The organism is Kaistia defluvii (assembly GCF_026343955.1).
Classification (GTDB): Bacteria; Pseudomonadota; Alphaproteobacteria; order Rhizobiales; family Kaistiaceae; genus Kaistia; species Kaistia defluvii.
In genome coordinates this window covers 24,210-49,192 of sequence record NZ_JAPKNI010000013.1, presented here as the reverse complement: position 1 = coordinate 49,192, position 24,983 = coordinate 24,210, and the positions used below count along the sequence as shown (strand labels likewise).

Annotated in this window: 23 protein-coding genes and 3 tRNA genes; 9 read left to right on the top strand and 17 right to left on the bottom strand. The window is 66.3% G+C overall.

All coding sequences use genetic code 11. The annotated features are described in order from the left end of the window. The 3 genes from OSH10_RS22145 to OSH10_RS22135 all read right to left on the bottom strand — a co-directional run. Positions 1-755: elongation factor Tu (locus OSH10_RS22145; RefSeq protein WP_266334807.1), on the bottom strand; the 755-nt coding region annotated here is incomplete at its 3' end. 107 nt (positions 756-862) lie between these two features. Continuing rightward, positions 863-936 (bottom strand) — tRNA-Gly (locus OSH10_RS22140). A 20-nt stretch (positions 937-956) separates the two neighbouring features. Next, positions 957-1,041: transfer RNA gene (locus tag OSH10_RS22135), tRNA-Tyr, on the bottom strand. A gap of 200 nt (positions 1,042-1,241) precedes the next feature. On the opposite strand from OSH10_RS22135, the gene OSH10_RS22130 reads away from it, so the two are divergent. After that, positions 1,242-2,084 carry a TrmH family RNA methyltransferase gene (locus tag OSH10_RS22130; protein WP_266334805.1) on the top strand — a complete coding sequence of 281 codons (843 nt, stop codon included), beginning with the start codon at positions 1,242-1,244 and terminating at the stop codon, positions 2,082-2,084. 166 nt (positions 2,085-2,250) lie between these two features. Then, a tRNA-Thr gene (locus tag OSH10_RS22125) sits at positions 2,251-2,325 on the top strand. 118 nt (positions 2,326-2,443) lie between these two features. On the opposite strand, the gene OSH10_RS22120 is transcribed toward OSH10_RS22125, so the two are convergent. After that, positions 2,444-3,424 carry an SDR family oxidoreductase gene (locus OSH10_RS22120; protein ID WP_266334803.1) on the bottom strand — a complete coding sequence of 327 codons (981 nt, stop codon included), beginning with the start codon at positions 3,422-3,424 and terminating at the stop codon, positions 2,444-2,446. An 81-nt stretch (positions 3,425-3,505) separates the two neighbouring features. Further along, entirely contained in the window at positions 3,506-4,162 is a 657-nt protein-coding gene (locus OSH10_RS22115) for an alpha/beta hydrolase family protein (protein WP_266334801.1), read from the bottom strand. Positions 4,163-4,310: 148 nt separating this feature from the next. Between OSH10_RS22115 and OSH10_RS22110 the strand changes: the two genes are divergently transcribed. Then, positions 4,311-4,610 (top strand): hypothetical protein, encoded by a 300-nt coding sequence (locus OSH10_RS22110; RefSeq protein WP_266334799.1) that lies wholly within the window; start codon positions 4,311-4,313, stop codon positions 4,608-4,610. Positions 4,611-4,649: 39 nt separating this feature from the next. Here OSH10_RS22110 and OSH10_RS22105 read toward each other — a convergent pair whose 3' ends face one another. The 7 genes from OSH10_RS22105 to OSH10_RS22075 all read right to left on the bottom strand — a co-directional run bounded on the left by OSH10_RS22105 (position 4,650) and on the right by OSH10_RS22075 (position 15,671). Next, on the bottom strand, positions 4,650-6,911 hold the full coding sequence (locus OSH10_RS22105) for a tetratricopeptide repeat protein (RefSeq protein ID WP_266334797.1): 2,262 nt from the start codon (positions 6,909-6,911) through the stop codon (positions 4,650-4,652). Next, positions 6,902-7,978: a glycosyl hydrolase family 8 gene (locus OSH10_RS22100; RefSeq protein WP_266334795.1), complete on the bottom strand. Its 1,077-nt coding sequence runs from the start codon at positions 7,976-7,978 to the stop codon at positions 6,902-6,904. The genes OSH10_RS22105 and OSH10_RS22100 overlap by 10 nt, the downstream gene beginning before the upstream one ends. After that, the gene (locus OSH10_RS22095) at positions 7,975-10,689 is read right to left on the bottom strand and encodes a cellulose biosynthesis cyclic di-GMP-binding regulatory protein BcsB (protein WP_266334793.1); all 2,715 of its coding nucleotides are present in this window, start codon (positions 10,687-10,689) and stop codon (positions 7,975-7,977) included. The genes OSH10_RS22100 and OSH10_RS22095 overlap by 4 nt, the downstream gene beginning before the upstream one ends. Beyond that, the gene (gene bcsA / locus OSH10_RS22090; protein ID WP_266334791.1) at positions 10,686-12,890 is read right to left on the bottom strand and encodes a UDP-forming cellulose synthase catalytic subunit; all 2,205 of its coding nucleotides are present in this window, start codon (positions 12,888-12,890) and stop codon (positions 10,686-10,688) included. Before bcsA ends, OSH10_RS22095 begins: the two co-directional genes overlap by 4 nt. Before the next feature lie 182 nt (positions 12,891-13,072). Beyond that, a complete protein-coding gene (gene bcsN, locus OSH10_RS22085; protein ID WP_266334789.1) occupies positions 13,073-13,963 on the bottom strand; it encodes a cellulose biosynthesis protein BcsN in 891 nt (296 codons plus the stop codon). A 335-nt stretch (positions 13,964-14,298) separates the two neighbouring features. Continuing rightward, positions 14,299-14,718 (bottom strand): HIT domain-containing protein, encoded by a 420-nt coding sequence (locus tag OSH10_RS22080; protein WP_266334787.1) that lies wholly within the window; start codon positions 14,716-14,718, stop codon positions 14,299-14,301. Beyond that, complete coding sequence (locus tag OSH10_RS22075; protein WP_266334785.1) at positions 14,715-15,671, bottom strand: UDP-glucuronic acid decarboxylase family protein; 957 nt, start codon at positions 15,669-15,671, stop codon at positions 14,715-14,717. Before OSH10_RS22075 ends, OSH10_RS22080 begins: the two co-directional genes overlap by 4 nt. Before the next feature lie 322 nt (positions 15,672-15,993). Here OSH10_RS22075 and OSH10_RS22070 point away from each other — a divergent pair, with 322 nt between their 5' ends. After that, positions 15,994-16,893 (top strand): DMT family transporter, encoded by a 900-nt coding sequence (locus OSH10_RS22070; RefSeq protein WP_266334783.1) that lies wholly within the window; start codon positions 15,994-15,996, stop codon positions 16,891-16,893. 49 nt (positions 16,894-16,942) lie between these two features. On the opposite strand, the gene folD is transcribed toward OSH10_RS22070, so the two are convergent. Together folD and purU are read right to left on the bottom strand one after the other, a co-directional pair. Further along, positions 16,943-17,872, bottom strand: a complete 930-nt coding sequence (gene folD / locus OSH10_RS22065) for a bifunctional methylenetetrahydrofolate dehydrogenase/methenyltetrahydrofolate cyclohydrolase FolD (protein WP_266334781.1) — start codon at positions 17,870-17,872, stop codon at positions 16,943-16,945. After that, on the bottom strand, positions 17,844-18,704 hold the full coding sequence (gene purU / locus OSH10_RS22060) for a formyltetrahydrofolate deformylase (protein WP_266334779.1): 861 nt from the start codon (positions 18,702-18,704) through the stop codon (positions 17,844-17,846). Before purU ends, folD begins: the two co-directional genes overlap by 29 nt. A gap of 174 nt (positions 18,705-18,878) precedes the next feature. On the opposite strand from purU, the gene OSH10_RS22055 reads away from it, so the two are divergent. Together OSH10_RS22055 and OSH10_RS22050 are read left to right on the top strand one after the other, a co-directional pair. Beyond that, the gene (locus OSH10_RS22055) at positions 18,879-19,571 is read left to right on the top strand and encodes a fumarylacetoacetate hydrolase family protein (RefSeq protein WP_266334777.1); all 693 of its coding nucleotides are present in this window, start codon (positions 18,879-18,881) and stop codon (positions 19,569-19,571) included. A 101-nt stretch (positions 19,572-19,672) separates the two neighbouring features. Continuing rightward, positions 19,673-20,455 carry an NAD kinase gene (locus tag OSH10_RS22050; protein ID WP_266334775.1) on the top strand — a complete coding sequence of 261 codons (783 nt, stop codon included), beginning with the start codon at positions 19,673-19,675 and terminating at the stop codon, positions 20,453-20,455. A 148-nt stretch (positions 20,456-20,603) separates the two neighbouring features. On the opposite strand, the gene OSH10_RS22045 is transcribed toward OSH10_RS22050, so the two are convergent. Then, entirely contained in the window at positions 20,604-21,182 is a 579-nt protein-coding gene (locus OSH10_RS22045; RefSeq protein WP_266334773.1) for a nitroreductase family protein, read from the bottom strand. Between the two features lie 276 nt (positions 21,183-21,458). Between OSH10_RS22045 and OSH10_RS22040 the strand changes: the two genes are divergently transcribed. After that, positions 21,459-22,436, top strand: coding sequence for a hypothetical protein (locus OSH10_RS22040; protein ID WP_266334771.1), 978 nt, complete (start codon positions 21,459-21,461; stop codon positions 22,434-22,436). An 861-nt stretch (positions 22,437-23,297) separates the two neighbouring features. On the opposite strand, the gene OSH10_RS22035 is transcribed toward OSH10_RS22040, so the two are convergent. Continuing rightward, the gene (locus OSH10_RS22035; RefSeq protein WP_266334769.1) at positions 23,298-23,480 is read right to left on the bottom strand and encodes a hypothetical protein; all 183 of its coding nucleotides are present in this window, start codon (positions 23,478-23,480) and stop codon (positions 23,298-23,300) included. Between the two features lies 1 nt (position 23,481). On the opposite strand from OSH10_RS22035, the gene OSH10_RS22030 reads away from it, so the two are divergent. Together OSH10_RS22030 and OSH10_RS22025 are read left to right on the top strand one after the other, a co-directional pair. Then, positions 23,482-24,111, top strand: coding sequence for a hypothetical protein (locus OSH10_RS22030; protein ID WP_266334767.1), 630 nt, complete (start codon positions 23,482-23,484; stop codon positions 24,109-24,111). 40 nt (positions 24,112-24,151) lie between these two features. Beyond that, positions 24,152-24,487 carry a hypothetical protein gene (locus OSH10_RS22025; protein WP_266334765.1) on the top strand — a complete coding sequence of 112 codons (336 nt, stop codon included), beginning with the start codon at positions 24,152-24,154 and terminating at the stop codon, positions 24,485-24,487. Between the two features lie 53 nt (positions 24,488-24,540). Here the strand turns inward: OSH10_RS22025 and OSH10_RS22020 are convergent, their stop codons facing one another. Further along, on the bottom strand, positions 24,541-24,858 hold the full coding sequence (locus OSH10_RS22020) for a hypothetical protein (protein ID WP_266334763.1): 318 nt from the start codon (positions 24,856-24,858) through the stop codon (positions 24,541-24,543). Positions 24,859-24,983 lie beyond the last annotated feature (125 nt).

Sequence of the window (24,983 nt, the reverse complement as noted above, 5' to 3'; positions counted from 1 at the left end):
GGGCGGATGCCGACGATCTCAACTTCCTCGCCGACCTTGACGATGCCGCGCTCGACGCGGCCGGTCACGACCGTGCCGCGGCCCGAGATCGAGAACACGTCTTCGATCGGCATCAGGAACGGCAGGTCAACCGGACGCTCCGGCTGCGGGATATAGGCGTCGACGGCGGTCATCAGCTCGAGGATCGCGTCTTCGCCGAGCTTGGCGTCGCCATCCTGCAGGGCCACGACGGCCGAACCCTTGATGATCGGAATGTCGTCGCCCGGGAAGTCGTAGGACGACAGCAGCTCGCGAACCTCGAGCTCGACCAGCTCGAGCAGCTCCGGATCGTCGACCAGGTCGCACTTGTTCAGGAACACGACGAGGGCGGGAACGCCGACCTGACGGGCGAGCAGGATGTGCTCGCGGGTCTGGGGCATCGGGCCGTCGGCGGCCGACACAACCAGGATCGCGCCGTCCATCTGGGCCGCGCCGGTGATCATGTTCTTCACATAATCGGCGTGGCCGGGGCAGTCGACGTGGGCGTAGTGGCGGTTCTGCGTCTCGTACTCGACGTGTGCCGTCGAGATCGTGATGCCGCGAGCGCGCTCTTCGGGAGCCGCGTCGATCTGATCATAAGCCTTGAACGTAGCGCCACCGGTCTTCGCAAGGACCTTGGTGATGGCCGCGGTCAACGACGTCTTGCCGTGATCCACGTGGCCGATCGTGCCAATGTTGCAGTGCGGCTTGTTGCGCTGGAATTTTTCTTTTGCCATCGACGTCGCTTCCTGTCGTCTCGTTCCTACGAGCCGGACGGCTCGAACTGCACCATCAACCGCTGCGCACCGCATAGAAACCAAGCGACGGCGCAAGGCTCAGTTGATGGAGCGGGTGAAGGGAATCGAACCCTCGTATTCAGCTTGGAAGGCTGCTGCTCTACCATTGAGCTACACCCGCACGCTAACGTTCCGTCGAAATGGTGGAGGAGGTTGGATTCGAACCAACGTAGACTAAGTCAACGGATTTACAGTCCGTCCCCTTTAACCACTCGGGCACTCCTCCAAATCACTTCGGCAGAGCGTCATCGTTCAGGCTTTACCGTCGGAAGCAGCCGTTGCTGCCCCGCCGATGGGGGCTCTTATGACGGGGAGACCTTGCCCTGTCAACGCCTAACCAACCAACTATCCCGCGTTCGGTGCATGGCTGGAAAACGGCCGCGCAGTTCGATTGCCGGTTTGGCTCGCCCCTCGTATAAGCGGGGCATGACCGACGAAAACAAACAGAGCAAATCGCGGCGGCAACCCGGGCATTTCCGCGGTGGCAAGGGCAAGCCCGGCCACAATGGACCCCGCCGCTTCGCCTCCAACGCCCCGGCCGAACGTCGCCCGGATCAGCTGTGGATATATGGCATCCATGCCGTCGCCGCCGTGCTTGGCAATCCGCGACGCAAGGTGCTGCAGCTGCTGGCGACGCAAAACGCGGCCGCCCGCCTGGTCGAGGAAGGGGCGACTCTCCCCGGCGACCTCAAGGACACCTCGCCGCGCGATCTCGACCGGCTGCTCGGCTCGGACGCCGTGCACCAGGGCGCCGCGGTCGAAGTCGCGCCGCTCGAACCGCTCGACCTCGACGCGTTGGGCGATGCCCGCCTCGTCGTCGTGCTCGACCAGGTCACGGATCCCCACAATGTCGGCGCCATCCTGCGCTCCGCCGTGGCTTTCGGGGCCGATGCGCTGATCACCACCGGCCGCCACGCACCGGCCGAGACCGGTGTGCTCGCCAAATCGGCGTCGGGCGCGCTCGAGAACATCGCGATGATCGAGGTGCCGAATCTCGCCACCGCCCTCACCGACCTGCGCGACATGGGATATTCCTGCGTCGGCCTCGACAGCGAGGGCACGGTTCCGCTGGAAGAAGGCATTCGCGGCGAGAAGATCGCCCTGGTCCTCGGCGCCGAGGGCAAGGGCCTGCGCCGGCTGACCCGCGATCGCTGCGACGTCGTCGCCCGGCTCGACATGCCCGGCGCGATCAAGAGCCTCAACGTCTCGAATGCCGCGGTGCTGTCGCTCTATCTCGCGCACCGCCATCTCGAAACGGCCACGGCCTGACCAACCGAATCACGCGGCACCTCGTCCCGCGTGATTCGCCCGTCCCGCCCTGCCCGCACCCGGGGGCACCGTCGCGGAAGCCGAAACGCGAAATACAGCGGATTGCGGAAAACTGCACGATCCGCGCTTGACCGGCGGGTGCGGTCCTCACTACACCCGTCTCCGTGCCGGATTAGCTCAGCGGTAGAGCAGCGGTTTTGTAAACCGAAGGTCGGGGGTTCAATCCCCTCATCCGGCACCATCCCCCCTGAAATACCCGCCCGTCGGCCTCCGGCCCCTCCTGCGAGGCTCCGCCCGAGACGGCATCCCGGCGAATGGCACAGCGATGCGCCGACGCGGCGACAGGGCCGGCTGCGGACCTAGCCCAGCGCCGACTGCTCGCGGCAGATGCGATCGACCAGGGCGTCGAAGTCACCCTTGGGCGGGCGCTGCTTCGCCAGCCGCTGCTGCAGGTGCCGGATCGGCTCGGCCAGGATTTCCTCCAGGCTTTCGGCGCACCGGAAATCGCCGGCCACGCGCTTGACCTTCGAATTATCGAAGATCGCCGTCCAGGCCTTGTCCCCGGTCAGCGGGCCTATCCATTCGGGGTTGTAGCGGACCAGCGTATCGGTCGGGACGTGCACGATCCTGGCCTCGACCCCGAGCATGCGGGCGATGGTCTTCTGGATATCGTCCCAGATATGGGCGCGGTCGCTGGTGATGTGGAAGATATCGTGGAGCGCCGCTTCCTTGCCGAACAGGCCGACAAACGGCACCGCGAAATCGACGGAGCGGGTCAGCGTCCAGGGCGTATGACCATCACCGGCCACAATCGTCGGTTCGCCATCCAGCATGCGCCGCGCCATGACATCGCTGTCGCCGATCATGATCGGCAGCCCGGTGCGAACCGTATGGCTGGGGCGCACGATGGTCCAGGCCAGTCCCCGCGAATCCTGCAGCCGCTTTTCGCACTCGATCTTGGCCTGGCTGTAGGGCCAGTAGGGATTGATCGCCGGCGTCGCCTCGGTGATCACATAATGCCGGGCCGGCTTTTCATAGACCGAGGCCGACGAGATGAAGACGTATTGTCCGCAATGGCCGGTGAAAATCGCGATATCCCGCTCCACCTGATCGGGCGTGAACGCGATGAACTGGCACACGACGTCGAAGTTCCTTTCGGCGAGCCCGGCATATTCCGGCCCGGCCAGGTCGCCGACGATCGATTGAACGCCCTGCGGCAGCGCGCTTTCGCGCTTGCCGCGATTGAAGACGCTGACATGGTGCCCCTGCGCCACGGCACGCTCGACACAGGGATAGGATATCTGGCCGGTACCGCCGATGAAGAGAATGTTCAGCGCCATCTGAAGAACCTTTGTCGGATGCGGGGACTCAAGCGGCCCACCTTGGAAGACATTGGCATGGCGAGGCAATGGGCGACGGACTCAGGCCGCCGGCGAGCCCGCCAGCAGCCGGTCGACCCAACGGCCGACGTCCTCCGCCATCGCCTTCAGCGCATCGGCGGCCGACACGCCCGTCACGCTCTTGCGCGGCTTCAGGTCGTGGTCGCCATCCTCAAGCCAGCGGATCTCGATGGCGGGCGACAGCGCATAGCCGGCGACTTCCTCGCTGGTCCCGAACGGGTCGCGCGTGCCCTGGCAGATCAAAGTCGGCGTGCAGAGTTCGAGCAGATGGGCCGTGCGCAACTGGTCCGGCTTCGCCGGCGGATGAAAGGGGTAGCCGAGGCACAGCAGCCCCACGATCTCGCCCCTGGCGAAGCATTCATCGGCGATCATTCTGGCGACGCGGCCGCCCATGGACTTGCCGCCGATCACCAGCGGCGTGGTGGCGCTGAGCGACGCGATGGCCGCGCGGTACTCCGGCATCAGCCTGTCGGCGCGCGGGGGCGGCTTCCGCCCGGTCCCGTCACGCCTTGCGTCCATATAGGCGAATTCGAAACGCGCGACGCGCAGGCCGGCCGCCGCCAGCGCGCCGGCCACCGCCGTCATCGAGGCCGAATCCATCGGCGCGCCGGCGCCATGCGCCAGCAGGATCGTCGCCCGCGCGTCTTCCGCCCCGTCGAAGAGAAACCGATCGGTCATCCGCCTCTTTCATCACGGCGCCACCTGATCCCCCGCGCGGGACCGGGATGCCGATCACGCGGAAATGGCTTGCTCAAGCTTCCGCAAGGTAATCAAGTCGAGGAAGAGGGATCGAGCGCCCGCTCTCCCTCACCATAGGGAGGGAACCATGCGCGTGAAATTTCCGGCCTTCAAGCCGTTGAAACTGGTTTTGTCCGCAGCGGTGCTGGCTGGCACGGCCGGCATCGGGCTGCTCCTCGCCGCCACGACACCCAGTGAGGCCGTGGTTTATTGCAAGCGGGTCGGCTATCCGGTCGGCTGCGTTGTCCGGCCGGCCCCCGTCGTGCGGCCCGGGACGGTCGTCTACTGCCAGAACGGCGTGTATGTGAAAGGCTGCGTCGCGCGGCCGGCGCCGCGCGTCGTCTATTGCAAGCGCGTCGGATATCCCAAGGGGTGCGTGATGCGCTGAGCGCCGTGATTCACGCGACGCCTGGGCGACGCGCGAAACTCATTTCGGCTTCATTTCCTGGGCCAGCGTGGCCAGCGCGCGCTGCGCCTCGCGCGAACCCGTGCCGGCGACGGCGACAAAGATCGTCTTGGCGTCGTTCCAGCGGCGCAGGTGGAAATAGGACCAGCCGCGCATCATCATCAGGTCGTTCTGTTCCGGCGCGATCCGCGACCGTTCGTCGAGCATCAGCAGGGTCTCGACATAGCGGCCGTCATTGTAGGAACCGATGGCGCGCTGCGTCAGGATCTCCGTCTTCAGCTCGATCGCGCGGGGCACGGCCTGGGAAGTCTGGGCGGCCGAAGCGGCCGCCTGGTCGGTCAGGCCGGCCCGCAGATAGGCGAGCGTCTTGCCATAGGCGGCGTCCTGCGCGACCTGGCCATAGCTGGTGCGAAGGGCCACGTCGAAGGCGTCCGCCGCCTCGATCGGACGGTTCAGCTCCATCAGGCACCAGCCCCGTGTGAGCGCGCTCATCGCCGACAGCAGAGCCGGTCGCGCCGCGCCGGTGCACGAGCGCCCCCCACCCCTGGCGGCGCTGCGCTGCGGCGCGCGGGCAACGGAAGGCTCGGCGGCGCGGGGCGCCGCCTGGCGGCGGACCGGTCGAGCCACGGGCTCGGGCTCCAGTTCTTCGTCATCCGCCGCCTCGACGCGGGCGGCGCGGGGTGCCGGGGCCACGGTTTCGCCATCAGGTCCTGGAAGCGATTCGGCGGCCGGCACGAGGTTGCGCCGGGCCTTGGGATCGGCGAGCGCGGCAATGCGCGGCGAACGCGCGCTCCACTCCCGAACGACCTTGTCGAACCCGGCCTTGTCCTTGAGCTTCTGGTTTGAGAGCGCCAGGCCATAGGCGGACGGCTCGTCCTCCGGCATCAGCGACAGCGCCGTCTCGAACCAGCGGGCCGCGATCGCCGTCTGGCCGATCTTGTAGGCGTACCATCCGAATTCCTGCGCGCCGGGCGCATATTTCGCGTCGCTGATCGCCTTGGCGGTGCGGGTGAGGACCTCGCGATCCATCTTCACCGGCGGATCGACCGCCAGCATGGCGGTGGCGACGACGAGATAGGCGTCGGTGTTCTCCTTGCTGGCATCACGCCACTTGTAGGCGGCCTCTTCGGCCTCGGCCGGACGCTTCAGCGCGTTCAGCACATAGGCATAGCCACGCGCGATCTCGGCATTGTCGGCGCGCCCCTTGGCGAGCTCGAACCATTGGGCGGCGCGGGTCGGGTCGTTGTGCTGGAACCAGTACGAGCCGAGCAGCACGGCGTCATCCGGGCCCGTGCCTTCGCGCACCAGCCGCTCGACGAGCGCGATATCCTCCGGCGCGACCGCGAGGCTCGGATCCTTGGCGCCGGCAGCGACGCGGCGGCGGGCCAGATCGTTCTTGACCGGCGCGAACTCGCCCTGCCCGTCCGCGCCGATGCGCTCCAGCTTCAGCAGATCGGCCAGTTCCGAATCGTCCAGATAGCCCATGGCCTTCTGGATGGTGGCGAGCCGTTCCTTCGGATCCTGGCAGTTGGTCAGGATATAGGTGCCGACATCGCGGGCGCGGCCCGTGCGGGACGATTTGCCGAACGCCTCGGCAACGCGCCAGAGCACGTCGACATCGGCGCAGGTCAGCAGCGTCGGCGTCGCCGCGGCGATCGAGACGACCGTGTTCCACTGCTGCGCGTTCGAGGCGTTGACCAGCCTTTCGCGCTGTTCGCCGATCTCGAGCCGCGCCAGCAGATCGGGCGGTGCCTGCCACTGCGGCTCGCGCGCCAGCCGGGCGGCGATGGCCGCGCGCACGGCGGCATACTGCCCGTCGCCATAGAGCTTCCACATCTGGTCGAGCGCCGCATCGGCGATCGGCGCCGGCGCGGAGAAGTCATCCGGCGGGTTCCAGTCGGGATAGAGCGCGCGCAACCGGGCGATTTCCGCCTGCAGCCGGCGGTCGTCGCCCTGGCGGGCGAAATAGCGGAGCGCGGTCTCGTCGACGACGGGTCCGACTGGCGGCGCTGGGGCGGCGGCCGCGGGCGCCGGTGTCGCTGCGGGCGCAGGCGCCGGAGCGGCGGGAGCAGCCTCGCCCTGGGCGAAGCGGCGTTCCGAAACGGGCCGGCTCGCGCTGTCCGAGTTCAGAAAATTGCCGAAGACGGCCGGACGCTGGGCTGGAGCCTGCCGGACCTCGACTCCGGCTTCCGCCGGCGAAAGCGCCTGATCGAGGATATACGCACCCTCGAGTCCGATGACGGCGAGCGTACCGAGGATGAGGAGCTGCTGCTTCACAGGCATTCCGCGTGCCTTTCCGTCAGAAAGGACAGAGAGAGAAGATGGAGCGTCGACGGGAAGTAGAGCGTCGGCGCGAAGCTCTTGAGGTCGGCCGGTACCGGCGTCCCGTCGCGCACGCAGGCCAGCGCCGCGCCGAGGATGCGATAGCCGGGCTCGTTCAGCGGGTTCTCGATCGCATTAGTTTTCACATTGATGATGGCGGGGCCGAGCTTGCCGGTCCCGAGCCAGGCCTTCGCGTAGGGATCGAGCAGCGCCGGATTGGTGATGCCAGCGCGCATCAGATAGAGCGGAATGCGGATCGCATTATAGCCGAATACCGGGTCGAAGCCGGCGGCCGGCTCGACCTGCGCGCCCTTGACCGAGATCCAGTCGGTCGGCAGCTTCTCGACGCCGAACTGCGCCTGCTGCGCCAGCGTCATGCCGGATTTCGCCAAGCCCTGCCAATCGGTTGCCGGCGCCAGCTGCGCCATCGCGGGAAGCGCCTCGAAGATCCAGTAGGAAAGATTGATCACCGGCCCGTCGGGCCGCGCCGTGCGGCCGAAGCCATCGACGCCCGGCAGGATCAGCACGCGGCCGAGATCGTCGACCACCGTCTTCTTGCCCAGCACCGTGGCGATCGCCGTCGCCGCCTCGACATAGGCCGGCACGTTCCAGGCCCAGCCGGCCTCGGCAAGCGCATAGGCGATCAGCAGGTCGCCATCGCTGGCATTGTTGATGTCGCGCACATGCGGCGCGGTCGGCTGCCAGCTCCAGACGGCCAGGCCGTCGTCGCGCAGCATCAGTTCGGTGCGGGTGAAGCTCCAGATCCGCTCGAAGGCAGCCCGGTCGTCCGCCGCGAACGCCAGAAGCAGACCGTAGCCCTGCCCTTCGCTATGGCTGATGCCGCCATTGCCATCGTCGATGACCCGGCCCGTGGGGGCGACGAAGCGGTCGCTATAGGCACGCCAGTCAGCTGCGGAGACGGTTCCACGCATGGTCAGCAGCTCCGCATCGGCCAAAGCTGTCGTCGATGCCAGGCCACCGGCAACCAGGATGGCGAATCCTGCGGACCGGAGAAAGGAGACGATCAAGAGCGCCTCCCGAAGCGACGCAGCAGCGCTGTCGTGACGATGCCCAGCAGGACGCACAGCCCCACCAGGGCAAGCGCATAGAACACGATATTGCTGGACAGCCAGTTGGCGGCGATCAGGCGCAGGTTGACCAGCGAGAACGGCTGGGTCCAGACAAACTCGAAACTGGAGAGGGGACGGCTCTCGATCGTGTCGGTCGTCGCCGAATACGTGGTGAGCGGACCGCTCAGTTCCGGCCAGCGCTGGATACCGGTGATCGTGTGAATACCCGAGATCAGCCGATCCTCCGAAGGCGCCGTCACAACGGTCCAGGTGCCGCCGCCATTGGGGCTGGCCTGCTGGGCGACAATCAGCGTGGTCTTCGGATGCGGCTCATAGGCGGACATTTCGGTGTTGCGCAGGCGGAAGGTCGAGAACGAGATGTCGAAATTGCGCTGCAGCCAGCCTTCCAGACCGGCCATCTGCCCCTGCAATCCACCACCGCCGATCTCGTTGCGCCAGCGATTGAAGGTCGCGTCGGTGTTCTCCGTTTCTGCCGTCGCCAGGGGCGCCTGGCTGACCTCGGCGCCCGGTCGACGCAGCGCGCCGTCCAGCGCCTCGAAACCGGCCGCCGTCGCCGCCGGAAGCACGCGATTGCCGGCTCCCGTCTCGTCACGCCAGCTGGTGCGAATACCCTCGGCCACGCGTACCTGGCTGAGAACATTCGCCGGAATCTGCGCCGCCGTTCCCACGAAAATGGCGGAGCGGTCGCCAACCCCGGTTGCGGGCGTCGGCACCAGGGGGATGATACGGCCAGCCTGCTGCGCCATGCGCGCCAGCAGGCTGGCAGCGGCGGAATAGATCTGCGGATCGGCGCGGCCCATCACCAGGGCGCTCGGCTCCACCGGGCGGTTGTAGGGAAAACCCGTGCCGGCAAATGCCGCCAGGTTGGGGCGACGGCCGATCCGGGCGAAGGCGGGCATCGCGAACGTGGTGGTGTCGAACAGCACGAAACGCTGGCCGCCGGCCGTCGAGCCGCCCGGCGCGCAAGCCGCGTCCTCGGCGGTATCGAGCATCGCATTGATCGAGATCCGGTTGACGCCCGGCTTGAAGTGGCGGAGCGGCACCTGGATGGGGAATTCGCGGTAGATGCCACCCTGCTGTCGGGTGATGCGGGTCGTCGCCGCGATCTGGTCGTTCACATAGATGTCGATATGGCTGGCTGGCCGCACCGCGGAAGTGTAGGCGGCATCGAGCAGCAGCGTCGCCTCGCCGTAAGCCTGGGCGTAGAAGTCGGAGGGAACGCCGACCGCGAATTCGGCCCGGAAGCGGCGACCGGAGAATTCCTGCGTCGCAGCGCCCGCATCCGCAATGCGGAAGCTGTCCCGGCCCGTGACGAAGCGGACATCCGGCGAGAGCCAGGGCGCGGTATTCAACGTCGCGCGGGAAACGTTGGTCGGACGATCGACGCCCGAGGCCATCGAATCGATGGCCGTGCCGATCTGGCTCCAGTTCGCGCCGGAAACGACAAGAACGGACGACCCGAGCTTTTCGTCGTCGACGAAGCCGACGATCGGCCGCGTGCCGGCATCGGCGGGGGCGTTGGCCAGGATCGTATTGATCTCGCTGGCGACGCCGAGCACGACGGTGAGGGATCCGTCGCCATCCGGCGCCGTGACGCTGTCCGACACCGTGACCACCGGGTTCGGGTAGTTGCCGGCCAGGATGATGGCCTGAACCAGCTTCAGCAGAGGCGGGGCGATCGCCACCTGGTTGCTGGCCGGGGCGATAACGTGGATCGAGGTCACGCCCTTGCCGTTGAAGCCGACCGTGGGCAGATCGTCCATGCTGCGCAGGCTGCGCGGCGCGTCGCCACGTGCAAAAGTGAGCGATGTGGCCGCGGGGTCGATCTCGGTCCAAAGCTCGTAGGTCGAGGGAACGCTGCAATCCGTCCTATGCCGCTGCGCGACCTGGAAGCGGATCGTGTTGGCGCCCGCCTGCAGCAGGCCGGGCGGCACCATGGCGATCGCGTCGCGGAACGATTCCGAGGACGACAGCGCCGTTTCCAGCACCGGCTCGTTATTGATCGAGACACGCAGGCGCGAAGCCTCCGGCATCACCACGATGGCGCTCTTGAACGAGACGTCGAGGCGTGCGGCCTGGCTTGCCTGGTCCGCCGTCAGATAGATGGCCCAGGCACGCTGGTCCATCTCGCCTTCGAGCCGCATTGTCGAGAACGGCACGATATAGCGCCGGTCGAGATTGGCTGGCAGAGCCGGCTCGGTCTGCGGCGCGGCGATCGACTCGGGGGCCGTTGCCGGCGAGGCGACGGGCGACGGCGCCGGCGGCACCGTGACGATAGGCTCGACCGGCTGGGGCTCGGCGGCGGGGGCGAGCGGAATCTGCCGCATCGCTGCAGGTGCGGGAGCTGGGGCCACAGGCTGGGCCGCCACGGGCGGCTGCACGGGATCGGCGATCGGCGCCTGGACCGGCGCCGCTGCCGGCGGTCGTGCCGGCACGGCGACTGGAGCGGGCGCGGGTGGCGCAGATTCAAACTGAAAGGGCGCCACGGGCCGGTTGCTGGGGGCCGGAGTCGGCGCGATCGCTGCCGGCGCCGGATCCGCGGCCCGCTCTCCGGACATGTCGAAGGGCGCCGGGCTCTGCGCGATGGCCCAGAGCGCGCCCGTGCCGAGCAGGGAAACGGCGAGGCCGGTGCGGATCAGCGCTTTCATGGGTTCGGCTTTCCAGCGGTCGCGACGATAGCGGCCTTCTCCGGCGTCGGACGGCGGAAAGACTTCATGAAATAGGCGAGCCCGCGCCCTGTCTGGTAGATCGACAGGCTGAGGAACCAGACGGTGCCGCGCAGGATTCCGATATTGGTGCGGCGCGACCACTGGAATTTGGTCCAGAGATCCGAACTCGCGAACACCAGGTCGGAGATCAGCCTGTAGTGGTCGGCGATGGTCGGCTCATAGCGCACGCCGAGCATCACGCCATCCGGCGTCCGGGTCATGCTGCGCACGCTGATCGGCATCGCTTCCGTCGCGATCGGGACGTTGGTCTTGAAGCGGACGTCGCAATTGAGGTCGCGGCTGATCTCCGGCACCTTCACATTGCCCATGTTGATCCGCGCGCCGCCGACCGAGGCATCCTCGATGGTCGCCGGAAACACCTTGTCGCCGACGAGGATCTCGCAACGGCGCTTCACGTCGACGCGGCGGCTGCCCCGGTTTTCCCGGCGCTCCGAAACCACGCCGAGCGCGCAGCCGGCGATGACCAGGTTGAGCAGGTTCCAGCCGCCCACCACCAGGGCGACGTCGGCCTTCCAGGGCTCGTTGATGACGCGCCAGGCCGTCATGAACACGGCGACCACCAGCACGGCGAAGATGATGAAGAACGGGCGCGACAATTCCGAGACGCGGGCGGTCTCGAGCGACTCGCTCTTCGAAGTCACCTTGAAGGTCGGCTTGCTGGGATTGAGGATGACCGAGACCAGCGCCGGCAGCAGATAGACGGACTGCACATACTCGTACAGTTCCGAGATCCATGGCCAGCGGAAGCGGCCATAGAGGTAGTTCTGCATCATCAGGTTCACGATCATGTAAGTCGCGCTGTAGGCGACGAACTCGCCGGCCGAGGCCGTGAAGATCTCAAGATTGAAGAACAGGTAGCAGAGCGGCGCGAGCAGGAAGATCCAGCGCGTGATCGGGAAGAACCAGAACAGCGTGCTGGACATGTAGCAGAGGCGCTGCGGGATCGAGAGGCCGCGCTTGCCGGGCGGGAAGCGGAACCTCAGGATCTGGTACATGCCCTGCCCCCAGCGGCTGCGCTGGCCGATGAAGGAAGCGAAGGTCGCGGGCTGCAGGCCGGCGATCAGCGGCCGGTCGACATAGACGCTGTGCCAGCCGCTCGCATGCAGCTCCAGGGCCGTCTCGGCGTCCTCGGTGATCGAGACGCCGGAAAAGCCGCCGGTCTGGTCAAGCGCCGCGCGGCGCAGCACAGCGGCCGAACCGCAGAAGAAAGAGGCGTCCCACTTGTCGAGGCCGCGCTGGATGATGCCGTAGAACATCTCGTTCTCGGAAGGCATCGTCTCGAAGGTGCGCAGATTGCGCTCGACCGGATCGGGGTTGAGGAAGAAGTGCGGCGACTGGACGAGGAAGAGCTTGGGGTCTTCCTTGAAATAGCCGACCGTATAGAGCAGGAAGTCGCGCGCCGGCGCATGGTCGGCGTCGAACACCACGACGAGCTCGCCGGTGGCGACCTGCAGGCCGTTGTTCATGTTGCCGGCCTTGGCGTGGACGTTGCGCTCGCGCGTCAGGTAGCGGCAGCCCATGTCCTCGGCCAGCTTCTGCAGCGTGATGTAGCGCTCCTCGGCCTCCTGGGCCGCCTGCATGTTCTCGGCGTTGCGCTTCTGCACCGTGCCGCCATCATCGAGCAGCCAGACCGTGAGCTTGTCGGCCGGATAGTCCATCGCCTTGGCGGCGGCGAGCGTCGTCGCCAGCAGCTCGGGCTCCTCGTTATAGGTCGGTACGAACACGTCGACCGTCGGCAGATCCGGGTCCGAGGACGAGATCTTCAGGTTGCGCGACGGATGCGGAAGCATCACGACGAACAAGCTCAGGAACAGCATGAAAATGCTGTACATTTCACAGATGTAGACCAGGAAGCCGGGGATGAAGTTCTGGAGCTCGTTGATCGGCGGCAGCGTGCTGGTCGTGCGCCAATAGGCGTAGCGGAGCACGATCGAGGTGCCGAGCGCGAGCGCGATCTGGCGCCAGACGCCGCCGCTGGTGAAAGTCTTCAGCACGACCATGGCGCCCAGCACCGCGGTGCCGGCGATCAGGTGAGCCTGCAGGCTGATCGGAAGCGTGATGAGGAAGGCCATCACGACCGCCGCGACGGCCCAGAGCAGCGCGATGCCGATGCGTCCCATCAAGCGTTCCTTGCTTCATGCTCGGGCCTGGACCCGGAAAACTCGACCCGATGCATAGGCTGCGACGGGGATTGCAAAAGGCGGCCTGCCGTTGCCGACCGGACCGCCCTTGCCGTCTCGCGGGCCCGGGGGCCTGCTCTGTCACCGAAAAGCGCCTTGGCGCGGCACGTCATGTCATGCGCTCAGAGTTGGGGGGGCGGGACGGCGGCGTAGTCTTCGAATCGACCGGCGGTATCGGGCGCCGGCACGTCGGCCGCCACGGGGGCAGCCTCGACGGGAGGCGCCTTCCGCACGACGCGACGGACCGGGGCGGCCTGTACGGCCACCGGAGCCGGCTGCGGCGCCAGTTGCGGCGTCACCTGCGCGGTCGGCAGCACGGTCGTTCCGAGCTTGCCGAGATCGGCGGGGATCGGCGGCGCGCCGCCATAGGGATTCCAGTTCGCGGCCATGAAGTAGGAACTGATCGTCATGCCCGTCATCACGGCGAGGAGGTTGGCCTCGGTGGTGTTCGGCTCGCAGAGGCGCAGGCGCAGCGTGATCGTGCCCTGCCCGATCGTGAAGTTCGAATCGAGGTCGGGGGTGCGGATGCGCTGCCAGGCGTAGATGCAGGTATCGCCCTGCGCCGAACCGCCCATGGCATAGCCGAAGGAACCGTAGCGGCTCTGGGCGAAATAGGGCGACACGCGCATCGGCACGCCGGGAAGCACCTGGCGCATCTCGGCCCCGATCGCACTGAGGCTGATGGCCGGATTGGCCTGGACGTTCTCCGGCCCCGTGACCGACTTCACCGGCCCGAACAGCGTCGCCGTCACCATGTTCTGGCCGGGCGTGTGCGAGCGGTTGGAGAGGATGATTTCCTGGGTGGTCGAATTGGCGAAGCGGCGCTCGATCACACCAACCACGCCGGGGCCGCCGGGCGGCATGTCGATATAGGCCTTCTCGATCGGCACGCTGGTGGCGATCGAGCCCGATTCGATGGGACGGCCGCCAAGGCTGCCGCAAGCCGCGAGGCTCACCAGCGCCAGGGCGCAGCCGATCCACTGGAAGGGGGAGCGAGCGACGGCCGGGGTCATGGTGCGGCATATCCCCGAGCGAACCCGGACGCCGCGGAGCGCCGCTGGTTGACCCGGTTGATCAGAATTCGCCGCATCGATCGTCCCCTGTGCGCCAGCAATTGCAATGTCCGGCCTGAACGGAACCCAGCCGACTGCGACAGCCGATCAGCCCGACTGCGAACAGCCTTGGGCCTCCATGCTCAACCTCGGTCGAGCATGGTTAACAACGCGTTACCAAGGGATCGTTAAGGGGCGTTAATCTTGCACTGCGGTATGGGATCAACAGAGAAAAGCGCAGGCGCACGCTGGGCTTGCGGCCGAAGGCCGCCACACCACGAGGCCGGAAATCACGGTTAACGCGAACCGGCGAAGCGCGCTTGCAACCCTAACGCGAGTGCGTCGCGCTCCGCCGCGCCATAGGGCTCGCGCGTCCCCTGCCCCCAGACCGGGCCGGGCCAGGCAGCGTCGCCCACCGAGCGGCCGATGACATGCACATGCATTTGCCGGACGATATTGCCGAGCGCCCCGACATTCAGCTTGTCGAAGGTGGAAACGGCGCCAAGCGCCGCGCCGGCCTGCTTGATCTCGACCGAGAGCGTGGCCAGTTCGGCGTCGTCGAGCTCGGTCCATTCCTCCAGCCCCGGCTTGCGCGGCAGGAGCAGCAGCCAGGGAAAGCGGCGATCGTCCATCAGCCGCACCTGGCAAAGCGCCAGCTCGGCAATCCAGACGCTGTCGGCCTCGATGCGCTCGGCGACCTCGAAGGCGGCGCTCATGCCGCGTCGTCCTTCATCAGCTGATCGAAATAGCCGATCGTGTGGCGCAGGCCCTCATCCAGCTCGATCGTCGGCTGCCAGCCCAGCGTGCGCTGCGCCAGACCGATATCCGGCTTGCGCTGGCGCGGGTCGTCGGAGGGAAGCGGCTTGAAGACGAGCTTCGACGTCGAACCGGTCAGCGCAATGACGCGCTCGGCCAGTTGGCGGATGGTGAACTCGTTGGGGTTGCCGATGTTGATCGGCCCCGTCACATCGTCCGGCGTATCCATCAGGCGGATCATGCCGTCGATCAGATCGTCGACATAGCAGAAGGAGCGCGTCTGCCCGCCCTCGCCATAAATGGTGATGTCGTCGCCGCGCAGCGCCTGGACGATGAAGTTCGATACCACGCGCCCGTCATTCGGATGCATGCGCGGTCCATAGGTATTGAAGATCCGCATCACCTTGATGCGCAGCTGGTGCTGGCGCCAATAGTCGAAGAACAGCGTCTCGGCGCAGCGCTTGCCCTCGTCATAGCAGGAGCGGATGCCGATCGGATTGACATTGCCCCAATAGTCCTCGGTCTGCGGATGCACGGAGGGATCGCCATAGACCTCGGAGGTCGAGGCCTGCAGGATCTTCGCCTTCACCCGCTTCGCAAGGCCCAGCATGTTGATCGCGCCATGGACGCTGACCTTGGTGGTGGCGACGGGATCGTGCTGGTAGTGCACCGGCGAGGCCGGACAGGCGAGATTGTAGATCTCGTCGACTTCGACATAGAGGGGAAAGGTCACGTCGTGGCGCATCAGCTCGAAGCGCTTGTGGCCGATCAGATGCTCGACATTGCGGCGCGAGCCGGTGAAGAAATTGTCGGCGCAGAGCACCTCGTCGCCGCGCGCCAGAAGCCGTTCGCAAAGATGCGAGCCGAGGAAGCCAGCGCCGCCGGTGACGAGAATTCGCTTGTTCGAATGCATGGGTGCCCCTTCGATTCGTGCGCGGCCATACTGACCCCTCGCGAGGCCCCCGCCAATGCGGCGCGGCCCCCTCGGCGGGGCTTTTCCGCCACAGGCGACCGACAACATCATAACATCATCATACCGGCCCTGAATCGGCGCGAATACGCCTTGATTCCGTCACCGGGCAGGTCTTGCATCGGGGTGCAACCATGGCTGGTGAGTCTTGCCAGCCGGTCTGTCACCGCACAGCACCCGAGGCCGTCGTGTCGATCCTTGCCGAGAAGCGCTGCGTCGCCGCCGACGCACGCTGGACTACCCCGCTTCGCAGGAGCGGGCGTCGATGACCGTCGTCCTGCAGACAACCAATGATCAGGCCGAGCGCGTTGTCGCCGGCATCCTGATGGCGCTGTCGGGCAACATCATGTTCGCCACCAGCGACGCGCTGGTGAAACTGCTTACCGCGCGCTACTCCGTCTTCCAGATCATCGTCACCCAGGCGCTTTTTGCGCTGATCCCGCTGACGGTGATGATCCTGCGCACGACCCGGTTTCGCGCGCTCCGCGTCCGCCATCCGCGGCTGGTGCTACTGCGCGCGCTGCTTGCCGGCAGCGCCACGGTATTCGGATTCTACAGTTTCTCCCGGCTGCCCCTGGCCGAGAGCTACTCGATCGCCTTCTGCACGCCGCTCTTCGTCACGCTGCTGTCGATCCCGATCCTTGGCGAAAAGGTCGGACTGCATCGCTGGGGTGCGGTCCTGGTCGGCTTCCTCGGCATCCTGATCATGGTGCGCCCGGGCTTCGAGACGCTGAATGCCGGCCATGCGGCCGCGCTGGCGGGCGCGTTCCTCGGCTCCTTCACCGTGCTGGTGATGCGCCGGATCGCACGCGAGGAGCAGCATGCCGTCATGGTGCTGGCGGTGGTCACGGGCCTGATCACGGTGGGCCTGCCCGGCATGATCGCCACCTTCCGCATGCCGACCCTGCCGGACATGGCTCTGTTCGCCTGCACCGGCCTGCTGATGGGCAGCGCGCAGTTCTTCGTGGCGAAATCGCTGTCCCTGGCGCCGGCCTCGGTGATCGCGCCGATGCAGTATTCGATGATCCTGTGGGCGATCCTCTATGGCGCGCTGCTGTTCGGCACCCATGTCGATCCGATCATGGTATTCGGCGCGACGATCGTGATCGCCAGCGGCCTCTACATCATGCACCGCGAACGCCGCCGCGCGCGGCAGGGTCGGTAGGTCGGGGCATGTACCCCTTCACCTCTCCCTCAGAGAGAGGTGAAGAGTCCTAAAACGTCGGCTCGGGCTTGCCGGCTGCGCGGCAGGCCGCCGTCAGCGTGTTGGCCATCAGCATCGCGATGGTCATCGGGCCGACGCCGCCCGGCACCGGCGTGATCGCGGAAGCGACAGCTGCCGCTTCGGCATAGGCGACGTCGCCGACGAGGCGCGTCTTGCCTTGGCCGCGCTCTGGCGCCGGGATGCGGTTCATGCCGACATCGATGATCACGGCGCCCGGCTTGATCCAGTCGCCGCGCACCATCTCCGGCCGACCGACGGCGGCGACGATGATATCCGCCTGGCGCGCGAGGCCGGGCAGGTCCCGACTGCGCGAATGCGCGACCGTCACCGTGCAGCTTTCCTGCAGCAGCAATTGCGCCATCGGCTTGCCTACGATGTTGGAGCGGCCGATCACCAGCGCGTTCTTGCCGGCGAGATCGCCCAGCACGCGCTGGATCAGAAGCAGGCACCCCGCCGGCGTGCAGGAGACCAGCGCGCGGTCGCGTTCGCCAATCGCGAGCCGGCCGACATTGATCGGGTGGAAGCCGTCGACATCCTTGGCCGGGTCGATCGCCTCGATGACCTTGGTCGTATCGATGTGACGGGGCAGCGGCAGTTGGACGAGGATGCCGTGGATTGCCGGATCGCGATTCAGCTCACCGACGATCGCCAGCACCTCGGCCTCGCTGGTCGAGAGCGGCAGCGTGTGCTGGACCGAATGGAAGCCCAGCTCGGTCGCCTTGCGCCCCTTGGCGCCGACATAGACCTGGCTGGCGGCATCGTCGCCGACCAGCACGACGGCGAGGCCCGGCGCCACGCCGCCGGCCGCAATCAGGCGACCGGTCTCGACCGCGACCTTGGCGATGATCTCGGCGGCAACCGCCTTGCCATCTATGACGGTGGCTTTCGCCTCAGCGGAAGACGACTGTCCGTGTGTCATTGAGAAGGACCCGATGCTCGATGTGGAACTTGACCGCGCGGGCCAGCACTGTGTTCTCGATATCGCGGCCGATGGCGACCATCGCCTCCGCCGACATGGAATGATCGACGCGGCCGACATCCTGTTCGATGATCGGGCCTTCGTCGAGTTCGGCGGTGACGTAATGCGCCGTCGCGCCGATCAGCTTGACGCCGCGCTCATGCGCGCGGTGATAAGGCTTGGCGCCCTTGAAGCTCGGCAGGAAGGAGTGATGGATGTTGATGACGCGGCCGGCGAGACGGGCCGACATGTCGTCGGACAAAACCTGCATGTAGCGCGCGAGCACGACGAGATCGATCTTCTGCTCGTCGATCAGGGCGAGGATCTCGCCTTCCTGCTCGGCCTTGGTGCGGCCGTCCATCGGAATGTAGTGATAGGGCAGGCCCTCGCCCTCGACCCGGCGACGCATGGTCTCGTGGTTCGACACCACGGAGACGAGATCCATCGGGATCTGGCCGATCGAGTTGCGATAGAGCAGATCGTTCAGGCAGTGCCCCATCTTGGAGACGAGGATCATGACACGCGGCTTGACCAGGAGGTCATGCAGCTTCCAGTCCAGGTCATAGGCCGTCGCCACCGGCTCGAAGCCGCGCGAAAAGCTCTCGACCGAGGTATCGGCCAGGCCGGAGAAGGAGACGCGCATGAAGAAGCGGCCGCTGTCCGGGTCGCCATACTGGGCGCTCTCTACGATGTTGCAGCCCTGCGACGCGATGCAGTTGGCCACGGCCGCGACAATACCTCGACGGTCGCCGCACGACAGGGTGAGCACGAAACGCGCGGGATCAACGGACATGGTGTACTGGCCTCATCTGGATGCAGCGGCGCCGGGCTCCGCAGGCCGGCAGCACTAGCGTCCGAGCCGCCGCGCTGCAACTGACAACTGCGTCGCATGAAGGAAAACCCCGAAACCCTTGCGCCGCGCCACGGGCTCGGGACACAGTGCGCCCCTCGCCCGCAGGAAATCGTCATGACCGAACCGAGCTATGTCGCCCCCCCGCCGCCGCGTGTGTCCGTCGAGGTGCGCGATTCGACCGCCCGCTTCCCGGTCCACCGGGTCTATTGCGTCGGCCGCAACTATGCGGCGCACGCACGCGAGATGGGCCATGACGACCGCGAGCCGCCCTTCTTCTTCCAGAAAAACCCTGACGATCTCGTCGCGCCGGGCACGCCGGTGCCCTACCCGCCCGAGACCAGCGACCTGCATCACGAGGTGGAACTGGTGGTGGCGCTCGCCGAAGGCGGCAGCAACATCGCGGCCGAGGACGCGCTCTCGCATGTCTATGGCTATGCGATCGGCCTCGACCTGACCCGCCGCGACGTGCAGGCGGAAGCCAAGAAGGCAGCCCGCCCCTGGGCCACCGCCAAGGCGTTCGCGCACTCCGCGCCGATCGGCGCCATCGTGCCGGCCTCCATCCTCGGCCATCCGAAATCCGGCCGGTTGACAGCCACGGTCAGCGGCGCGCCGCGCCAGGATGGCGACCTCGCCGACATGATCTGGTCCGTGCCGGAAATCATCGCCCATCTGTCGCGCTGGTTCGTGCTCGCGCCGGGCGACCTGATCTTCACCGGCACGCCGGCCGGCGTCGGCGAGCTGAAGCGCGGCGATGTCGTCGTCGGCGCGATCGAGGGGCTCGGCGAGCTGGAAGTCAGCATCGTCTGACGCAGCCGCCGCCTCAACGGTTTGGCAAGATGCGGGCTGCATGGTAGGGCCCGTCCAACAGGCAGTGCGGGCGCGACCCTCGTCGCACCCGGGAGGAAATCATGGCGATCGAACCAGCGCGGCAAGGGGCGATCGCCTTCATCGCCAGCCCGACCCCGGACGCGACCGAAGCGCATGCGCGGCTGTCGACCCGCTATGACGCGGTCGACCCGGAGGCGGCCGATATCATCGTGGCGCTGGGCGGCGACGGCTTCATGCTGCAGACGCTGCACCGCTTCATGAATTCCGGCAAGCCGATCTACGGCATGAATCGCGGCTCGGTCGGTTTCCTGATGAACGAGTTTCGCGAGGATCACCTCCGCGAACGGATCGCCGCCGCCGTTCCCTCGGAACTGCATCCGCTACGCATGGATGCGCAGGACGCCAGTGGCAACGAGCACCGCGCCTACGCCATCAACGAGGTCTCGCTGTTTCGCCAGTCCTACCAGACCGCGAAATTGCGCATCTCGATCGACCAGCAGGTCCGGCTCGAGGAGTTGATCGGCGACGGCGTGCTGGTTTCGACCCCGGCCGGCTCGACCGCCTACAACCTGTCGGCGCACGGGCCGATCCTGCCGATCCATGCGCCGCTGCTGGCGTTGACGCCGATCAGCGCATTCCGCCCCCGCCACTGGCGCGGCGCGTTGATTCCCGACCGCGTCACCGTCTCGATCGAAGTGCTGGAGCCGGAGAAGCGACCGGTAAATGCCGTCGCCGACCACACCGAGATCAAGTCCGTCCTCAAGATCGCCATCAAGCAGGACCGCCGCGCCAAGAGCCTGATCCTGTTCGACCCCGGCCATAGCTGGGACGACCGCATCCTGGCGGAGCAGTTCCGGTACTGAGGCCGAAGCCTTGGTCTGCGCCCTCACCCCAGCCTCTCCCGCCGGCGCGAGACAGGCGAATCGAGCTCCGCCTCGCCATCGACGCCACCTCGGCGGAAAAGCCCTTGCCCGCAGGCGGGAGAGGGTTGGGTGAGGGTCTTGCCTGGGATCAGACTGCCGGAGGCGTCCACTCGCTGACGATATCGGCGAGCGCCGGGCGCGGGCGTTCGAAGGGCTCGGTGTTCGGCGTGCCGACATAGACGAGCCCAACCAGCTTCTCGGTCTCGGCAAGCCCCATCACGCGGCGCGCTTCGGCGTCATAGGTGACCCATTCGGTCAGCCACTGGGTGGCGAATCCCATCGCATTGGCGGCGACGATCAGGTTCATCGCCACGGCGCCGGCCGACATCAGCTGTTCCCATTCGGGAATCTTGGCATGCGGCGCGGCGCGGCTGACCACGGCGACCACAAGCGGCGAACGCAGGAAGCGGTTCTTCTCATGCGCCAGCGACTTGTCGTCGATGTCGGGCCGATTGTTTTTTAGAACCGCCGCCGTCGCCTCGCCTGCCTCGGCGCGCGCATCGCCGCGGAACAGGATGAAGCGCCAAGGCGCCAGCTTGCCGTGATCGGGGACGCGGCTGGCAATGGTCAGCAGTTCGGTCAGTTGCTCCGGCGTCGGGCCGGGCTCGACGAGGTTCATGGACGGGAACGAGCGACGAGTCTTCAGAAGCGAGAGGGTATCTGTCATGGGGACCGCGAACAGGAAGGACAGGGAATGGCGGGCGGCTTGCCGCGGGCAAGGCGCGTCTGGCTGCCCCAGACATCGGATGAATCCGCCCTCAATACAACCCCCGCCCCCGCGGCGTGACGGCCCGGTTTCCCCTGCCGTGGCGCAGCTTTCGCCGCCCCCGGTCTTGAAATCGCCATGCTGATCGGGCTCTAACGATCCACCGACACGATCGTTCGAGACGGGGATCTGGATTTGCGCGCGAACGCTTCACACTGGATGCTGCGGCAGGCCCGGATGGCTGGCACCGCGGCCGCGTTCGCCCTTGCGCTGTCCGCCACATCCGCCTTGGCCCAGGATGCGCCGCCGATTCCGCCCGCCGACATTCCCGATGGCGCCGCGCCCGCGGATCCGCTGCTGCTGGCGCCCTTGCTGCCCGACAGGATCGATCCCGCCGCGCTGCTCAAGACCGGCAAGGGCGACCTGACCAACCAGCGCGCGACCGAGAGCCGGCCACAGCCCGGCCTGATGCTGGAAGCCAAGCTGCTCGATGGCGGCCCCACCATTCCGAAGGGTGTGGTCTGGCGCGTCTTCTCGAAGACGCCCGGCAAGGACGGCAAGCTGCCGCTCATCCGCGAGGTCGAGGGCGGCGCGGTCACCATGCCGCTGAAGCCTGGCAACTATGTCGTGCACGCCGCCTATGGGCGCGCCGGCGGCATGAAGCAGATCAACGTCGCCGGCGGTGACGAATACGAGACTCTCGTCCTCAATGCGGGGGGGCTCAAGCTCGACGCCTTGGTCGGCAAGGACCTGGCGCCCCTACCCAATCTGGTCAAGTTCGACATCTTTCCGGGTGATGGTGCCGGGGGCGAGGAGCGCAGCCCGCTCGTGCCCGCCTTGCGCGACGACCAGATCGTCCGCCTCAATGCCGGCACCTACCACATCGTCAGCCGCTATGGCGACGCCAACGCGATTGCCCGCGCAGATATCGTTGTCGAGGCCGGCAAGCTGACCGAAGTGCGTATGTTCCACCAGGCTGCGCGCATCACGCTGAAGCTGGTATCGGAGAGTGGCGGCGAGGCTCTCGCCAACACCTCCTGGACGGTGATGACCCCTGCCGGAGAGACCGTATTCGACAGCGCCGGCGCCTTCCCCAACGTGATCCTGGCCATCGGCGACTATACGGCGATCGCCAAGCACGACAACCAGATCCACGAGCGGAATTTCAAGGTCGAGCCCGGTCTCAACCGCGAAATCGAAGTCCTGGCAAAATAGGCCGGCGGCTCGCTTCGGGATTGGGTCCGCTGGTCTGGAGCGACTCGGCTTCACAGAGCGGCCGCCATCGGCTTGCGCATCCCCCGGCGATCCCGGACCTTCATCGCCTCGCTTTACCTTCAAGTCTTCGGATTTACTTTCGCCCGACATGCCGTAGCGTCACCATGCTGTGATCTCGTTCACAATCTTATCGCCAGCGAAACACGCGTTTTCTGTGCACCGGGATTCCGGCAAGCGCCTGAGACGCCAGTTGTTCCGATCCTGGAAGTAAAGCGACCGTCGAATTTGCCGGCGGTCTCTCACCTCCTCACAACTTCGTTACACACCAGCGCAACCATAGCGCTCTATCGGGTGTCATTTCGTCAGACGAATAAGCCGCCACAATCTAGACATAATTCTTTTCAGAGCCGACCGCCCGCCGATTTGGCGAACCAACGAAATTTGAAACAATCGATAGTTTCCGTCCCGCCGTCTGCCCGCCGCCGAATGGAGAATCCGGTCAAGGCGCATAACTAATCCAGTACCCGGCCCGGGATTCTTCACCCATCCATCCAGACCAGTTCTTTACCTGACCCAGCGAGATGCACCAGTTTTCAATGAATACTTGAGCATTGTCGCAGCCGCCATGCCCTTCAATACGAGATAGATATGCAGTAACTTTGCGGGCTGTAGAGCGAGTATCTGGCAGGGAACTTCGCTCGATCGCTTTTGTATTTTGAATTTTGGCTAAGGGGTTCATATCATGTTTCGGCGAATGGACGCGTTTGCCCATATTGTTGGGCAGACATCGCGGTTTATTGCCCTCGCAACGGTTCTGCTGGTCGTCGCCCCATCGCTAGCTTTCGCGGGCCCACGTTCCGGTCACAGCGGCCACAGCAGTTCCCCAAGTGCCGCCAGCACCGGAACTTCCGATGACGGTGGAGGCGGTTCCTCCTCCAGCACCAGCAGCAGCGGCGCCCAGACCTCCCAGTCGGAAGGCGGCTCCGCCACGAGTGCCGGGGCCGGCACCAGCGCCACCGCTGGCGTCTCCAATGAAGGCGGCACGATGCAGGCTTGGTCCTCCGCGACCGGTTCGGCAGGCGCCACGGCAACGACCCCCACGGACGACACCTCGGCGACGGCCGGAACAACCGTCACCGCTGTCGCGACCGCCGGTGAAACCCCGACGGCCTATACCGCCGCGGGCACGGAAACCAGCGCCACCGCCATTGGCGGCAAGAACAACAAGACGTCGGCGAACGGCGGCACGGTCGTGAACCGGAAGCTGCGCGGCGGCGGGTCGATGTCGATCGCCTATACCGACACTGGCACCTATTCGATCGCCATCTCGAACCGGGTCAGCGCCACCGCGATGTCGAGCACCTTCGCCTCGGGCAGCGCGTTCACCGCCAAGGACGTCTATTCGGCGGCCAAGGCGGCGGCCACGGCCTTCGCCCAGGCCAACAAGACGAGTGCGACGGCATGGGCCCGGGCAACCGCGTCCGCCAAGGGCAAGACCCCCAATGGCGTGTCGAGCGCCCAGAGCAGTTCCTACGCCAGCGCCAATTTCGGAAAGAGCACGAGCGGCCTGAAGAGCGTCCGCATCGCGAGCCTCGGCGGAGACAAGGGCGTTGCCAACTGCGTGTGGAGCCAGAAGCAGAAGACCCTCTTCTGCCAATCCTTCCGCAACCGCTAGGGCGCACCGCCAAGAACAAGAAAACGGATGGAGTTCCATCATGAGTAGCATCGTCAATAAGCGCTCGATCTCCCGCCTCTCGATCGGTCTCGCCACCGGCCTTCTGGCCCTCGGCGTCGCAAGCGCCGGCGCCAGCAACCGAGGCCTTGCCGACGATCCGACGTCCTGGCTGCACGGCGCGGAGACGCTGCCTCCGGGAGCGGGGTCGACCACTCAGAGCAGCGCCTCGGCCTGGACCCAGAGCAATGGCGACCACGGCATGACCATCACGACCACTCGATCCGGCGACATTACAAGCTGCATGGTCGTCGAGTGGAGGCGGGAGAATGGCGACCTCAGGCAGTGGCAGTACCGCTGCGATACCGCCCAGCCCTGACATCCGTCCGTTCCAGGCAACGGTTCGGCTGACCTGCACACGATCGTCCAAATTCATTGCCGTTCCTCGATGGGAACGATTAGGGGAGTTTTGATCATGCGTTCCGGTTCCATCACCAGACTATCGCTCGTAAGCTCTGCTGCCCTTCTTTCGTTGTTCGCCTTCAGCGATGTTTCGATTGCAGCCGGCTCTGCTTCCAGCAGCAGCGGTAGCCATTCGAGCGCTTCCTCATCCGGTCCGTCCGGCTCGGCCAGTGCCTCCAACACCTCGAGCGGCAGCTCGAATGGCGGCGGTGGCAGCGGATCGGCCAGCGCCGGCGCCAACGGCAATTCAACCAGCAACGCGAACGCCTCCACCTCCGGCACCGGCACCGCCCAGGGCCTCGCCTATGGCGGCTCCAACTCGACCGGAAATGGCTGGGACGGTGGCTCGGCGACAGCGACGCAAACGGCCAAGGTCGGGACATTCGCATGGGCCTATACGCAAGGCCCGGGAG

What these genes read in the sequence shown, in the direction of transcription:
- OSH10_RS22130 (WP_266334805.1), top strand. Translation starts at nt 1,242, where the DNA reads ATGACCGACGAAAACAAACAGAGCAAATCGCGGCGGCAACCCGGGCAT.
- OSH10_RS22120 (WP_266334803.1), bottom strand. Translation starts at nt 3,424, where the DNA reads ATGGCGCTGAACATTCTCTTCATCGGCGGTACCGGCCAGATATCCTAT.
- OSH10_RS22115 (WP_266334801.1), bottom strand. Translation starts at nt 4,162, where the DNA reads ATGACCGATCGGTTTCTCTTCGACGGGGCGGAAGACGCGCGGGCGACG.
- OSH10_RS22110 (WP_266334799.1), top strand. Translation starts at nt 4,311, where the DNA reads ATGCGCGTGAAATTTCCGGCCTTCAAGCCGTTGAAACTGGTTTTGTCC.
- OSH10_RS22105 (WP_266334797.1), bottom strand. Translation starts at nt 6,911, where the DNA reads ATGCCTGTGAAGCAGCAGCTCCTCATCCTCGGTACGCTCGCCGTCATC.
- OSH10_RS22095 (WP_266334793.1), bottom strand. Translation starts at nt 10,689, where the DNA reads ATGAAAGCGCTGATCCGCACCGGCCTCGCCGTTTCCCTGCTCGGCACG.
- bcsA (WP_266334791.1), bottom strand. Translation starts at nt 12,890, where the DNA reads ATGGGACGCATCGGCATCGCGCTGCTCTGGGCCGTCGCGGCGGTCGTG.
- bcsN (WP_266334789.1), bottom strand. Translation starts at nt 13,963, where the DNA reads ATGACCCCGGCCGTCGCTCGCTCCCCCTTCCAGTGGATCGGCTGCGCC.
- OSH10_RS22080 (WP_266334787.1), bottom strand. Translation starts at nt 14,718, where the DNA reads ATGAGCGCCGCCTTCGAGGTCGCCGAGCGCATCGAGGCCGACAGCGTC.
- OSH10_RS22075 (WP_266334785.1), bottom strand. Translation starts at nt 15,671, where the DNA reads ATGCATTCGAACAAGCGAATTCTCGTCACCGGCGGCGCTGGCTTCCTC.
- OSH10_RS22070 (WP_266334783.1), top strand. Translation starts at nt 15,994, where the DNA reads ATGACCGTCGTCCTGCAGACAACCAATGATCAGGCCGAGCGCGTTGTC.
- folD (WP_266334781.1), bottom strand. Translation starts at nt 17,872, where the DNA reads ATGACACACGGACAGTCGTCTTCCGCTGAGGCGAAAGCCACCGTCATA.
- purU (WP_266334779.1), bottom strand. Translation starts at nt 18,704, where the DNA reads ATGTCCGTTGATCCCGCGCGTTTCGTGCTCACCCTGTCGTGCGGCGAC.
- OSH10_RS22055 (WP_266334777.1), top strand. Translation starts at nt 18,879, where the DNA reads ATGACCGAACCGAGCTATGTCGCCCCCCCGCCGCCGCGTGTGTCCGTC.
- OSH10_RS22050 (WP_266334775.1), top strand. Translation starts at nt 19,673, where the DNA reads ATGGCGATCGAACCAGCGCGGCAAGGGGCGATCGCCTTCATCGCCAGC.
- OSH10_RS22045 (WP_266334773.1), bottom strand. Translation starts at nt 21,182, where the DNA reads ATGACAGATACCCTCTCGCTTCTGAAGACTCGTCGCTCGTTCCCGTCC.
- OSH10_RS22040 (WP_266334771.1), top strand. Translation starts at nt 21,459, where the DNA reads ATGGCTGGCACCGCGGCCGCGTTCGCCCTTGCGCTGTCCGCCACATCC.
- OSH10_RS22030 (WP_266334767.1), top strand. Translation starts at nt 23,482, where the DNA reads ATGCAGGCTTGGTCCTCCGCGACCGGTTCGGCAGGCGCCACGGCAACG.
- OSH10_RS22025 (WP_266334765.1), top strand. Translation starts at nt 24,152, where the DNA reads ATGAGTAGCATCGTCAATAAGCGCTCGATCTCCCGCCTCTCGATCGGT.